The organism is Planctomycetia bacterium (genome assembly GCA_015075745.1).
GTDB lineage: Bacteria > Planctomycetota > Phycisphaerae > UBA1845 > UTPLA1 > UTPLA1.
The window spans coordinates 150,908-164,667 of sequence record JABTTW010000002.1 but is presented as its reverse complement, the minus strand read 5'-3'; the positions used below and the strand labels follow the sequence as shown (position 1 = coordinate 164,667).

The following is a 13,760-nucleotide window of genomic DNA, read 5'->3' as shown; positions in this document are numbered from 1 at the left end:
CATCGCCGACTGTGCAGCGAAGCCGACATCATCTGATTCTCCTCGGCGCCGTGGGCGTGTGGATGTTCTGGGCGGCCGGGCACTTCACCGTCTTTGACGATGAGGCCTTCAGTTGCCGGCGGTACGTCCTGCCCGCGGGTGACATGGTGTCGGCACTCTGGCACGGTGTCGAGCCGGACCCGCCGCTTTATTACCTGTTGCAGAACTCGTGGGTGCGCGTCTTCGGGGTCGGGCCGGTCGGGCTTCGCAGCCTGTCGATCGCACTGTTCCTCGTGGGCCTTTTATTTCTTAGAGAAGCTGCGGCCTTTTGGCATGGTGAACGCGTCGCGCGGGCCACGCTCGTCATCGCGGCGATCCACCCCGCGCATCTCTTCTTCGGATTCGCCGGTCGATGGTACAGCGCGATGTTCTGCGCGGTGGCGATCCTGCTGTGGCTGACCGCGAGAATCGCCAAGTCCGCCACGCCTACGATCTGGTCGGCCGTCGGCTGGGCCGTCGCGGCTGCGGCGGTCTGCTATGCCAACTACTTCGGACCGGTGGTCGTCGGGCTGTGCTGGATCGCCGGTGTGCGCGAGAAGCGCGATGCGCGAATCTGGATTCCGGGGATTCTTGCGGCCGCCTTGCTGTACGCACCGTGGATGCCGCCGTTCTGGCATCAGTTGACGGCGTTCCCGCAACTGGGCGACGGATGGCAGGGCTGCGCACGCACCGCCGGTCGCACGCTCATGGCGCTGTCCGCCGGAAATCTCGCATCGCCAGGAGCATGGTGGGTCTGGGCGCCGATGGCGATCTTCGGCGTGTGTTTCGCAGCCTTGATGGTGGCGGGTCGGCGAATCGTGGCGTCGCTGCTGCTGGTCGTCGGAGGTTGCTTCGTCGCGGGCGTCCTGTCGCGGACGATGATCGACAAGTATGTGATGACATTCAGCGGCCCGGCCTGCGTGCTCGCGGCGGCACTGCTGGTTGGCGAATCGAAGGATGGCGCGAAGTCACGGCTGGGATCGCTACGGCGCACCGCGACGATCGCGCTTGCCCTTGCGTGGGGCGGCTGCGCCGTGAACCTGACGCGCGAGATGAACTGGTCGAGCCTGCGATGGCTGGACCCCTTCAAATTGGTCATTGAAGAATCGGCGAAGAACCCCCGCAGTCCGACTTCGCCGGACGACTGGGTGATGACCCACCCGTCCGCGAGATACTATTTCGCGCTTCATGCCATCGAGCGGCGAGGCGATGCGACGCTTATTCGGCCGGACGTGTGGAGAGAACACGGGGGTGATCCCGGCAAAGCTGATGCTGACGTGCCGGCTACGCCGCAATCCACGATAGCGCGGCTCGCGACGAAGCCGCCCGAGCGATTGCTGGTGATTCGGACGGCCGGCTTCAGCGATGACGCGAATTGGCAGAGACTCGATGAGGAACTCACCGCGAGATATCAATTAGAGTGGGACAAGGCGTACCTGCCGGACCCGGATGCGGCGATGAAGGATCGGATCGATCCGCGATATCAACACCCGAGCGAACGGATTAGAGCGGAACTTTGGCGTATGCGCGGGGATTGAGGCTCGCGAGTCGTGTCACTCAATGGCCTTACCAGGCCGGCGTTCGATTCCTGGGGCGGAAGTCGTCGGTTTCGCTCTACGCTTCGATCGAAAAGCATCAGCCTTATCCGGCTTTTCCCAGGCCTCGTAGAGAGAGACCAGACTGTTTCGCACATCCTCCAGTCGGGCACTCGGTGTATCGTCTTGACTGTCGAGTTCCTTCAGGCCCTCTAACAACAATGGCTCCGCTTGTTCGAATTTCCTCTGAGCAAGAAGGGCCTCGCCTACCAGACACTTGGCGCTGGCTCTGCGCCAATCACCTTCGGGCAAGGATGCCTCGCGGATGCTCAAGCACTCGCGGGCCACGGCCTCCGCCTCATCCGTTCGCACGGTTCTCGTGAGCATCTTCGCGTAACCGCTCAGGGCATCGGCGATATGTGGGTGTGTCGGAGGAAGTCGCTGGCGCAGCTGGTCGATCGCCTGCCGGTAATCCGCCTCGGCCGCGACAAGTTGTTCCCCCTCACTCAAAATGCCGGCCTTGCGGATCATCGCCTGAAAAATCAGCGGGTGATCGGGGCCATACTGGCGATCCAGCACGGCGATTGCATAGCGAATCTGCCCCGCGGCCGCGAGATACAAGCCCGCCTCCACCTGCCGCTGGGCCATGCCGTACAGCCGCGGCACGCGACCCCAGGGCACTTGACTCATGCACTCGTCGTAAAGAGTCTGCGCTTCGGCGGCCAGGGCGTCGCCCTCCTCGGACTTTCCGAGCTTTTTCAATACTCTGGCAAGCGCCCATTCGCTTTCGATCATCGCGGGGTTGCGTTCACCCCTGAGGGACTTGGTCATTTCCAGGACAATGCGAAAATGCGGCTCGGCATCACTGTAGAGCGTCAGTGACTCGAAGGCTTCTCCGACAAGGCGGCGAAGGCGCATCTCCAACTCCGGACGGTTCGTGAACGCGCCCTCATCCAGCCGGGCCGCGGCGCGGGCCAGCATGTCGCTGAGACGCAGATCGCGATCGACGGGCGCGGCGCCGTCCTTCGCCGAGATGATCCCCAGGGCAAACTTTGCCAGGTCCTCAGAGTTGTTGGCGTCGTCCCGGGTATCACTGACCATCTGCTCCAGCCGAACGCGCTCCTTCCGTTCGGCCTCGCGCTCCAACTTCGACAGCTTGAGGGCCCTGTCAGTCTCGAGCTTGTCCCAATAGGTCGCCCCCGCAAACCACGCCGTGCCCACGAGCATGACAAACATGCCACAGGTGACCACGATCCACAGGGTGCGCATGACCCGGCGATCGCTTCGCTGTGGCGAGAACGGCGACTGCGCCGTTTCGTCGGTCCCGGTGCCTTGATCTTTGCTCGTTTGCATGCAGCACGATGAGGGCGGATGGTCCGTGTCGCCCTAACTCTTGGACCCCAGTACGCGCGGCTCAAGCGATCTGATCGCCGCAATGATGGCCGACCTCATGAGCGGGGCGCTGCCGCTGTGTCCGGCCGCCTCGACAATCACCAATACCGAGTCCGACAGTGCTTTGTGCAACTGATAGGCTGCCCTCGGCGTGCAGATCACATCGTAACGACCGTGGCAGATGACACAGGGAATGCCGGAGAGTCTTGAGGCGTTCTTCAGGAGCTCGCCCTCCTCGAGAAAGCAGTCGTTGGCCATGTAGTGGTTTTCGATCAGGGCGAACGCATATGTATCGAATTGCTTAAGGATGGATTCGACTTCTTCATCGGTCGTGAGCAGCGCACCCACCTTGGTTTCGTAGGCGGACCATGCGCGGGCAGCGAGTTTTCTCGTCTCTACGTCGTCCGATTTGAGCAGGCTCAATAGCTGCTGCGGGTAATTCAATTCCTTCGGCTTGGGAATGACGGCCTGAAGTCTGGCGTACACTTCCGGGAAATACTCACCTACGCCACCATGATAGAAGTGGTCGATCTCCGCCTTTGTGCCGAGAAAGAGACCGCGCAGTACGAGTGAGTCGACGCGCGACGGGTACTTTTCCGCGTAGGCAAGTGCCAGGGTGGAGCCCCACGAGCCGCCGACGACCTGCATCTTTTCGATCTTCAGCTCCGCGCGGAGCTTTTCCATGTCTTCGACGAGATTCGGCGTGGTATTCCCCTCAAGGCTGTGGAGCGGCTTGCTCTTACCGCAGCCGCGCTGGTCGAAGAGGATAATCTGGTATTTCTTGGGGTCGTGATATTGGCGAAGGGTCGGATAGCTTCCGCCGCCGGGCCCGCCGTGGAGCACCATGGCCGGATGGCCAAGCGGGTTTCCGCTTAATTCGTAATAGATCTCGTGGGTGTCATCGACCTTCAAGTGCCCGGTGCGAAAGGGTTCGATGGGCGGATAGTAGTCGTAAAGCTTCTCAGGATCAGTTACCTGCGCCGACGCCTGTCCGAGCACGGTCAAACATGGCAACAGCATCAGGACTGCCCGCTGAGTCACTGTGCAACGAATGCGACGAATGACTGATCGGGCCCGTCTGCCCATCAACTCAACCTCGACCATGCAATACTCCTCCCACTACCCGCGAACGAGCGGCACCGAACAACCAAGGAAGAACACGCCAACAGCGTGCACCCAACAGTGCGGCCGGTCAAGCACTCAAGGATGTGAGGTCCGGAGATCTGCCGGGCTTATCCCGTTACTTCCGGTATGAACAGGCGCGGCCGCAGTTTTATTCCATGGCGTTTTGAAGGGTCAGGACGGTCAGGCCCGTAATATAGTTGGCGTCGCCCTCGAGCCAGCGATCGGCTTCATTCACCCAGCTACCGTCGGGCCGTTGGAGGGAGATGAGCTTCTTGACGACATCCACGCGCCAGTTGTGCGATTCATTCTTCGAATCAATCACGACCGGCTCGCCGTAGGCCGAAAGCGCCCTCGCGAAGACATGGTAGTAGTAGTAGAGGCCCTGTTTGGAGACTTTGCCGGGCATGCCGGGGTTCGAATCGAGCGTGTAGTGCCGGCGAATCCAGTCGTAGGCAGCTTTGACGCGCGGGTCCTCTTTGGACAGTCCACAATACAACATGCTCTTGAACCCGGCGTAGGTCATGGAGCCGTAGGATCGGAGCGATGTCTTGACCTCCCCCGGGTTTTCGACGGCCTTCGACTCGCCACCGTCAGCGGCCGTATAGATGAATCCGCCGTCGCTGTACTCCTTTGAGAACGGCTGATCGTTGGTTGATGAATTCATCTGGCAGCGCGAAATGAAGACCAGGGCACGCTGGTACACAGGATCGCCCTTGGACAGGCCGCTGTCGTGCAGCGCCTGAAGCATCATCTGAGTGTTGGAAAGGTCGGGCCGCTTGGTCTCGTTGTATCCGGCGCCGCCGTACCAGGTGCCGGACTTCTCGATCTTCTCGCCCTCATCGAACTGTAACTTCGTCAGAAAGGCCTGTGCACGGGCGATGCGGGACTTTTGCTCCTCGCCCGGCAGGGTAGCGAGAAAGCTGAGGACGACCGAGGTCTGATAGTTCGCCAGGTTCTGTTTGCGCTCGTAGATGCCTCCGTCTTCCTGCTCGAATCTGCGAATGTTTTCGATTGCCCGCTTGACGACTGCGTGATCTGGCCCGTGGTCGCGGTCGGCGGCAAAGGCCTGAGCGATGATGGCGGTCACCGCGGGCCCAAACTGCTCGGTCCAACCGCCATCCTTGCCCTGCGAGCTGCGCAGGAACGCGAGCGCACGATCAACGGACTGCTGCGCGCGCGTTCGAAGCTCCACGGGCAGCTTTCCCTCGGCGGGCGGCCGATCGAACGCGCCTGCGTGGGCGACGAAACTTGATGAAAAAATGAATGCGAGGACGAGTCGTCGAAGAAAACCGGCTGTCATTTGTTTGCACTCCGAATGTGAATTCTCGCGCCTTCGAATCATTAAGCAATGAAGATGCAAAGCTTATCACTTGCACCGAATTGTCACTCTATTTCGCGTTGGCGCAGGCCACAGGCAATTCTATCATGCGACGGCATCATCGGCATGTCCAGGTCGGTGAATCGATCCGGTTAATCGATCCTTAGCGGTCCAAATACGAGGCGATCAGAAATGCCCTTTCTATCAGGCACGGTTGCGTTCTCTCGATTTCATGTGGTCGGCGGCTCGCCCAAACGAGTGGACGAAAAGTTTCTCGAAAAGTTCCGCGAACACGCCATCGGCAAGCGCCGACACCCCACCTCGAACGACGAGGAAGTCGGCTGGATCGGCGGACGGCATCTTCTCGACCGCGAATTCGACGCCGAGAAGAACATTCTGCTCGACTGCCTTCACTTTGGCATGAGGATCGACTCGGCCAAGGTTCCTCCGGATGTCATGCACGCCTATGTCCAGCAGGAGCTGGATTCACTGCTGAAGGATCAGCCGCCGGCGCCGGCTCGTGCCGACGAAGGATCGGACATGGCTGAGAGTCTGGCCGCGACCGGGAAGGTCAAGGGATTCGCCAAGCTGAAGAAGCAGGCGGTGGAGGCGGCGAAGCACCGCGCGGCGCAGGAAATTCGGCAGGGCCGTTTCGCCGTCATGCGACAGGTGCCGATTCTCTGGGACACGGCGACGGATATCCTCTACGTCGGCGCCACCCAGCCCGCGATCTTTGAGCGGCTCATTCCTCTATTCAAGGACACTTTCGACAAGAAGCTGGAGCCGGTTACTTCCGGCACAATGGCTTACCGATGGGCCGAGGGCAACGGCCTGTCCCGCCGGATTGAAGCCATGCAGGCGGCCAAGTATGTCGAGCACGAAAACGGTAACGGCCACACCGACATCTACTGGACGGCTCGCGATCCGGCCTCCCGCGATTTTCTCGGGAACGAGTTTCTCCTGTGGTTGTGGTTTACGCTTGCCACACAGGGCGACACCATCGCTCTTGAGGACAAGACCGAGGCCGCGATGATCATCGTCAAGCAGCTCGTCCTCGAATGTCCCTGGGCCGAGTCGGGTAAAGCGACGCTGGCCGCACCCGGTCCGGCGAGCCTGCCGGAAAGTTTGCGAGCCATTCGCGCGGGCAAGCTGCCGCGTAAGGCGGGGTTGATGATCAGCCGCCAGGGCGAGCAGTACGAACTCGTCCTGCAGGCCGAGACGCTTGGTGTTTCGGGTGCGGTATTACCGAAGCTGGAAATTGACTCCGGTCCACGGGCGGTCTTTGAGGAACGGATCGAGCAGATCCGTCACTTGTCAGCGACAATCGATCTTCTCTTCCGTGCGTTTTTGGAACGACGGACCGCCGCCGACTGGCAGACGACGCTTGAAAGCCTGAAGCAGTGGATGACGGGAGCTCAGGAAGTTGAGCCGATGGTTCGCCGGGCCGCCGCGGCGCCGATCGTGAACGAGGCTGCTTCCGTCGTGTGACGGCCGCACTCGATCAGATCAGTTTAGAGAAAGCTCTCGATCTTGACGATGCGATACTCGACTATTCCGTCGTCGAGATTGATCGAGGCAGTGTCGCCGACTCGCTTGCCCAGAAGTTCCCTGGCAAGCGGACTGTGGTAAGAATACACCTTCTCGGAAATATCAGATTCGTCGTAGCCAAGAATCGTGATGTTGAAGGGTGCGCCGCCGCTGACCGGCTCCAGCACCAGCCGCTGCCCGATGCTGACATGATCGGAGGGGATGTCGGAGCGTTCGAGCAGCTTGGCCATTGAGATTTCGCGATTGAGCTTGGCCACGCGCGCCCGCAGCAGGTCCCGCTCTTCAAGGGCGAACTTGTATTCGGAGTTCTCGCTTAGATCGCCGTGGGCGGCGGCCTCGCCGATCGCCTTGGCATTCTCCCGCATCTTGACGTTGACCAGCTCGGCGACTTCATCCTGCTTCGACTTCAGGCCGCCGGGCGTGAAGTACAGAACGCTGTCGTCATCCCACATGGTCACCTTGGGCCGCAGGTACAGGTGCGGGAATCTCGCCCGGACAATGTTGCTCATGTCGTCCTGAACCGACGGGCCCAGGCCCTCTGCGCGGTCCACGAGGCGGCGCGTCGATTGCGCCATGGCGTCGTCGAGGTCATTGATCGACCGGCGAAAAGTCTCGTAGTCCTTGGCGGAGAGGCCGGAGCGAACCTTGGCGCGCATCTCGTTGACGGTTTGTCCGGCGACCTTGCCTTCGGACATGCGCGCAGGGCCGACCAGGCCGAGGACGAGAGTCAGCAATTCTGAAAGAGGCGGCAGGCCGAGCGGCGTCTGCACCGAGGGCCCTTTCCAGAGCCACATAAGGGCATCGGTGTATCGGCCCGGCTCGGAGAGGGCACGACTGGCGATCTCCGGGAGCAACTCACCCTTACCGGCACTTTCCACCTTCTTGGCCAGCACGTCGCACTGTCCAGCGGGAGAATAAAGTATGCACTCGGCAAAGACTTCGGGCCACTTATCGGGAAGGGCCTGCTCGACGATCGTCAGTGCCAACGGCCAAAGCCGGGCATCGGAGATGCTGGCGACGATTCTGACGGGATCAGCACTTTGCCGCAGCTTTTCAATGGCCGTGCCGTGCGCATCCGAGGAGACAGGCACGCCGTCCATCGCCAGCCGCTCAATGACCAGGGCCGTTGCAAATGCCAGAGCCGGCTCCTTGTGCCGCCAGAACCGCTCGATGGAGCTCACGAGTTGCTCCTGCACGCGATCGAGAAACTTCACGTCGGGATCATGTTTGCTTTCGCGGCACAGGCGGAGGTAGCCTTCAATCTGCTCGAGCCACTCACGGGGCGTCTCGGCCTTTTCGAAGTTGACCATCAACTCCTGTTCGGGAGATTGGCCGACCTCGTCAAAAACCAGAAACATCGGCGAGCGCCCCTCAATGCGCAGATTTCGCGACTTCTTGATGGCATTGCGGAGCTTGGTCCACCAATCCGACCAGCCCGGCGCCGGTACATAGCGCGGCGAAAGCGTGAGTTTGAACGAATCGCGGTTCATCTTGTTTCCGTGACCGCGAAGAATCCCGATGGCCAGAGCGCAGGGGTCGGAGGTCGCAAGATGGGCGATCTCATCAGGCCGCACTTGTTCCAGAACGCGAAAGTCGTTCGGATCGGCGAGATCGTACTCTTCAATGACCGTGGCAACGTCGAGGGTATGCGTGCGACGGGGCGTCTTGACCTGGGCCTCATCGGCGTCGAAGTCGAAGCGGGTGATCTGCCCGGCCACCTCGTCGGTACGATGGATGACGTAGCAGCCCTCGGACAGTTCCAGCCCGACGTCGAGAAAGCGCAGGGCCCGGCGAACTGATTTGCCCGACTTGAGCCCGGAACGGTCGATCCACTCTTCGATGTCCGCCCGATCCTGGTGTGTCTGGCGGTACAGGTTCAGGATCTCTTCGCGCAGCTCATTGCCGTCGCTGAGGTGGACGATCAATTGCCGACCTCGCTCCAGCACTTCCTGCGGAGAATGATCGGTCTTCAGTTGCGTCAGCCACGCCCAACCGAGCGTGTCGGCCAACTCGCCTTGACCGGCCTTCACGACGATGTCGATCACCGTCATGAGTTCATCGAAACTCGAGTCAGATTGTTCGATGGAGGCGAGCCATTCGCGCTCCAGATCGGTCCAGCGGTTTGATTTGGCGAGTGCTTCGAGGCTGACGGCTTCGGTTTGCATATTGGTTTTGCCCGGACAGTTGGGAAAAACCAACATTATGCCGCCTCATGGGCGATTTGTCGAGTTTCGTCAATGTGAGAAGAAGGACCTGTTCAGATTACAGTCCTGCTTCATTTTTTCGTTGTTCGGCGGTCAGCAGGCCGCTTAGCCGGCCCTTCAGGTCGTCGAAAAGGCGGTCGATCGGGGCACGCAACTCGGCCAACCGCTTCTGCCGACCGACCGAGTCGGCGATCTTCTCGGCCTCGGCAAGCTCAGCGGCAATCGAGGCCTCGATGCGGGCGCCGCGCTGTCGCGAGTCCTGAAGGATCGCCAGGGCCGCGTTCGCCTGGGTGGGAGCCAACTGGTGCCGCTTAATAAAGTCGTGCGTATAGACTTCCCAGGGATGAACCGGTGCGGGCTTCGACGACTCGACCACCGGCGCCTCAGCACCCGCTGCACGACTCGCTACTTTTGCATCCTGACGGGACCTTTCCTGATTGACGGCATCACCGGCAACGACCCTGCCCTCGTTTTGGCCGGCACGACGCTCGGATCGATTGCCGCGACGTCCTTCGCCGCCGCGTCGATCGCGCCAGCGAGCCTCGCGCTCCGCCCGGCGGGCACGACCTCGCTCAGCCTGTTCGGGAGGAAGGAGCGCCTCGACGCGCTGGGCGGCGGCTTCCCAGTCCATGGGGTACTTGTTTTCGATGGCGCGCATCTTTTCCCGCAACTGGCGGAATTCAGGATTGTCGCGTAACTCGCGGCGGCGGTCCCTGCCCGATCGCGCAGCCCCTTCGGCTGAGTCTCCTTCGCGCTGAGTGCTCCAGAATTCAACCATCTGCTGGCGGAGCTTGTCGAGTTCCTCCGCGTCCGGACCCATTGCCGCCCGGCGCTCGGCCTGGACCTGCAAGATCTCCTGCCGAACCATGACTTTCTGCACTTCGTCCAGTTCGTACATGCGGCTGGTCATGTCGACCATGCGATCGACGCGCATCTGGGATCGCTCGACGGGGGTGGCATTGTTGTAGCGCTCCCATCGCTGCCGGCGCTCGTTGCGCCGAGCTTCTCTGCGGGCCTCACGATCGGCGGTCACTTCATCAACTTCGTTCGCCTCAACCCGACCGCCGGCATTTTCAGTCGGCGGCGTTTGGGCCATCGCGAGGGAAGGCGTCAGCCAGACAATTGTGATGAATGTGCTAGCGAGCATGGGCACCCTTTCAGCGGCGAACCAACCATTCTATTTTAACCGATCCGCAGGCCTGATCGAAACGATCCCGGCGCGGACTGTCCGCGACCGTCCTATTATTGGAAACGGAATCCAATCCCGAGTATTGCAGTCATTTGGGGGGAAATCAGCCACTGCGGCATTTTCCCCATCCTCAATGCATAATTTGCGGGCCCGCCCACCTGCCGCCCTACCCCGGCCCCGCCGATTCTGTCATAATTCCACCATGGCGATCGAATTGAAGCCCCTTGAGATTCGCGTCCTCGGCGTCCTCATCGAAAAGTCGATGACCAACGCCGATACGTACCCGCTGACCCTGAATTCGCTGACGCTGGGCTGCAATCAGAAGACCAATCGCGACCCGGTCCTGAGCCTCAGCGAGGGGGAGGTCGCCGCAGCCGTTCACGAGCTACAGCAATGGCAGCTTGTGAGCTTCGCCGATACGCCGCGCGGCTCTCGGGCGAACCGTTTCCGGCACGAGGTGGAGCAGCGGTTCGGCTGGAACGCGGTGCAGCGGGCCGTCATGGCTGAATTGATGATCCGGGGGCCGCAAACCCTCGGCGAACTGCGAACACATGTCTCGCGAATGATCCCACCTGGCGATATCGCATACCTGACCGAGCTTCTGGGAGAATTTGAAAAGGCCGAGCCGCCGATGGTCCGCGAACTCCCCCGGCAGCCCGGCCAATCCACGACCCGCTGGGCTCAACTTCTGGGCGGCCCGGTGAACGTCAGCCATTTCTCCGCGCCTGCTGCACAAACTTCGCGGCCTGAGGTCAGCCCCGAGGATGAGCACGCCCACACAGTCCTGGGGGCGAGAATCGACCAGTTGACCGCCGAAGTGTCCGACCTGAAAGCGCAACTGGCTCAATTGCGGAGCCTGATCGAGCGAGGCGTCCAGTCGTAGAATTGTTTGCAAATCGTTAAGCCGATGGCTCCCTCTCATGATTCGGGTAGGAACAGGTGTTCAGATCGTTATAATGGTGTTCGTTCACTTTCCGGCGAGCCTGTTCGTGATCAACGGAGTCGAATGTCCATGAGTCAGATCACCTCTGCCACCGCGCGCTCGTCTATCCTGCCGGTCGTCATCCTGTCCCTTTTCATGGTTTCCATGACGGCGTCAGAGGCCAATGGTTCGCCTGACGACCGCATTCACGAGAAGCTCAAGGACGCCAAGCTCCGCGACATGAAGGGCAAAGAGGTCAAGCTCCTCGATTACCACAAGGGCAAGGTGCTGGTCGTCGCCTACACCGGATTGGGCTGTCCCATCAGCGAGCGTTATATGCCGAGGCTCGCCGAGCTGGAGAAAAAGTACGGCCCCAAGAAGGTGAAGTTCGTCGGGATCAACGCCAATCCGCAGGACTCGCTCAAGGCCATCGCCAAGGAGGCGAAGGTTCGCGGCGTCAAGTTCCCCATGCTTCAGGACAAGAACCACGCCTTAACGGAACAGCTCGACGCGAAGACCTCGACCGAGGTCTTCGTCATCGACAAGGAAGGCCTGATTCGCTACCGCGGCATGATCGACGATCAGTATGCTCTCGGCGAGAAGCGCGACAAGCCGAAGGTGAAGTACCTCCAAAAGGCCATCGACGCCGCCCTCAAGGGCAATGACCCGCGAGAGACGCGCACCGCTGCCCCGGGCTGCCTTATCACCCGAACGGCGTCGAAGAAAAAGACCAAGGCCTCGAAGACGAAGTTCACCTACGCCTCGCATGTGGCGAAGATCATTCAGAACAATTGCGTTTCCTGCCATCGGCCGGGACAGGTCGGGCCCTTTCCGCTGACCAGCTACGAACAGGTCACCGGGTGGGCGGCGATGATGGACTTCGTCGTCCGCGATGGTCGAATGCCTCCCTGGAACGCCGATGACGAATTCGACGGCCATTTCGCCAACGAGCGAAAGCTGTCGAAGAAGGAAAAATCGACGCTCCTCGCCTGGCTCGACGGCGGAATGCCGCGCGGCAATCCCAAGAAGGAACCCAAGCCGAAAAAGTTCCCCAAGCAGTGGCGAATCGGCAAGCCTGACAAGATCTATCAGATGAAGGAGTCGTTCCTCGTCCCGAAGGAGGGAACGGTCGAATACAAGTACTTCGAGATTCCCACCGACTTCAAGGAAGACAAATGGATCGTGGCCATGGAGGCCCATCCAGGCGCGGCCGAGGTCGTGCACCACGTCCTCGCGTTCATTGTCGATCCCAAGAATGGGAATCGCCAGCCGAGTCAGTTAGGCCTTGAGGACGGGTTCCTGTGTGCGACGGTTCCGGGAGATACGCCGTCGATCTTCCCCGAGGGCTGCGCGAAGAAGCTCCCGGCCGGCGCGAAGCTCATCTTCCAGATGCACTACACCACCAATGGAAAGGCCCAGCGCGATCGCTCGAGCATCGGCCTGAAGTTTGCCAAGGACCCGATCGACCGCGAAGTGTCCACGCGCGGTATCTACAACCTGGGCTTCGAGATTCCCGCCGGGGCCGCCGATTACGAGGTGCGTTCGGAGTTCGTGCCGAACGAGGACATCGAAGTCCTCTCCTTCTTCCCGCACATGCACACGCGCGGCAAGTCGTGGAAGTTCCTGATCCATCAGCTCGACGGCACCCAGAAGACGGTCCTGTCGGTAACGGACTACGACTTCAATTGGCAGGAGTCGTACATCCTCAAGCAGCCGATGCTGGTGCAAAAGGGAACGAAGATCGAGTGCATCGGTGTTTTTGACAACTCGGAAAAGAACTACGACAACCCCGACCCGACCAAGCCGGTCAAATGGGGCGAGCAGACCTGGGAAGAAATGATGATCGGCTACATCGACTGGGTGCCCGCCAAGAAGGACACGGCCGCCGCCGCCGCGAAGGCAGGCAAGGATGACAAGTCGGGCGCGTCCTAGGCTTTCTTGTTTTTGCCCGTACGCTTCCAGGTACCCGATCGTCCGCCGGATTTTTCCTCCAGGCGAATGGGGCCGATCTCGATGCCCCTGTCCACCGCCTTGCACATGTCGTAGATGGTCATCGCGGCGACGGAGGCCGCGACAAGCGCCTCCATCTCCACGCCGGTCTTCCCCCCCACCGCCGCCTCCGCGCGAATGATGACCCGGTCCGGTCGCTTCGCGGAGATTTCCAGTTCGACATGATCCAGTGGGAGCGGGTGGCAGAGCGGAATAAGCCGCGACGTCTCCTTCGCCGCCTGAATCCCGGCGAGCCGGGCCACCGCGAACACATCGCCCTTGGGAATTTTGCCGTCGTGAATAAGCTTGAGCGTCGCGGGCCGGAGCTTCACCTGTGCACTCGCGACCGCACGTCGCCGCGTGACCTTCTTGGCGGAGACGTCAACCATACGCGCCCGGCCGCGGGCATCGACGTGGGACAATGCAATTGATAATCTACTCGTCATCTCAACCAATTATCTGCAAATTGCTACAGAATTGCGATGCGTTATCAAGTTCCATTTCTCATCGCTCCTGATAT

Annotated in this window: 10 protein-coding genes; 4 read left to right on the top strand and 6 right to left on the bottom strand. The window is 60.8% G+C overall.

Annotated elements, in window-relative coordinates; genetic code table 11:
* Positions 1-11: 11 nt before the first annotated feature.
* Positions 12-1,556, top strand: a complete 1,545-nt coding sequence (locus HS101_14230; GenBank protein MBE7507424.1) for a hypothetical protein — start codon at positions 12-14, stop codon at positions 1,554-1,556.
* A 15-nt stretch (positions 1,557-1,571) separates the two neighbouring features.
* Here the strand turns inward: HS101_14230 and HS101_14225 are convergent, their stop codons facing one another.
* The 3 genes from HS101_14225 to HS101_14215 form a co-directional block, all read right to left on the bottom strand.
* Positions 1,572-2,906 (bottom strand): tetratricopeptide repeat protein, encoded by a 1,335-nt coding sequence (locus tag HS101_14225; protein MBE7507423.1) that lies wholly within the window; start codon positions 2,904-2,906, stop codon positions 1,572-1,574.
* A gap of 33 nt (positions 2,907-2,939) precedes the next feature.
* The gene (gene pip, locus HS101_14220) at positions 2,940-3,965 is read right to left on the bottom strand and encodes a prolyl aminopeptidase (protein MBE7507422.1); all 1,026 of its coding nucleotides are present in this window, start codon (positions 3,963-3,965) and stop codon (positions 2,940-2,942) included.
* Positions 3,966-4,218: 253 nt separating this feature from the next.
* Positions 4,219-5,370, bottom strand: a complete 1,152-nt coding sequence (locus tag HS101_14215; GenBank protein MBE7507421.1) for a terpene cyclase/mutase family protein — start codon at positions 5,368-5,370, stop codon at positions 4,219-4,221.
* A 210-nt stretch (positions 5,371-5,580) separates the two neighbouring features.
* On the opposite strand from HS101_14215, the gene HS101_14210 reads away from it, so the two are divergent.
* Positions 5,581-6,876 (top strand): hypothetical protein, encoded by a 1,296-nt coding sequence (locus tag HS101_14210; protein MBE7507420.1) that lies wholly within the window; start codon positions 5,581-5,583, stop codon positions 6,874-6,876.
* 23 nt (positions 6,877-6,899) lie between these two features.
* On the opposite strand, the gene HS101_14205 is transcribed toward HS101_14210, so the two are convergent.
* Positions 6,900-9,101, bottom strand: a complete 2,202-nt coding sequence (locus HS101_14205) for a GreA/GreB family elongation factor (GenBank protein ID MBE7507419.1) — start codon at positions 9,099-9,101, stop codon at positions 6,900-6,902.
* Between the two features lie 97 nt (positions 9,102-9,198).
* Positions 9,199-10,287, bottom strand: a complete 1,089-nt coding sequence (locus HS101_14200; GenBank protein MBE7507418.1) for a hypothetical protein — start codon at positions 10,285-10,287, stop codon at positions 9,199-9,201.
* Between the two features lie 244 nt (positions 10,288-10,531).
* Between HS101_14200 and HS101_14195 the strand changes: the two genes are divergently transcribed.
* Both HS101_14195 and HS101_14190 read left to right on the top strand, forming a co-directional pair.
* On the top strand, positions 10,532-11,212 hold the full coding sequence (locus HS101_14195) for a DUF480 domain-containing protein (protein ID MBE7507417.1): 681 nt from the start codon (positions 10,532-10,534) through the stop codon (positions 11,210-11,212).
* Between the two features lie 129 nt (positions 11,213-11,341).
* On the top strand, positions 11,342-13,183 hold the full coding sequence (locus HS101_14190) for a redoxin domain-containing protein (GenBank protein MBE7507416.1): 1,842 nt from the start codon (positions 11,342-11,344) through the stop codon (positions 13,181-13,183).
* On the opposite strand, the gene moaC is transcribed toward HS101_14190, so the two are convergent.
* Positions 13,180-13,686 carry a cyclic pyranopterin monophosphate synthase MoaC gene (gene moaC / locus HS101_14185; GenBank protein MBE7507415.1) on the bottom strand — a complete coding sequence of 169 codons (507 nt, stop codon included), beginning with the start codon at positions 13,684-13,686 and terminating at the stop codon, positions 13,180-13,182. The genes HS101_14190 and moaC overlap by 4 nt on opposite strands.
* Positions 13,687-13,760: the final 74 nt, after the last annotated feature.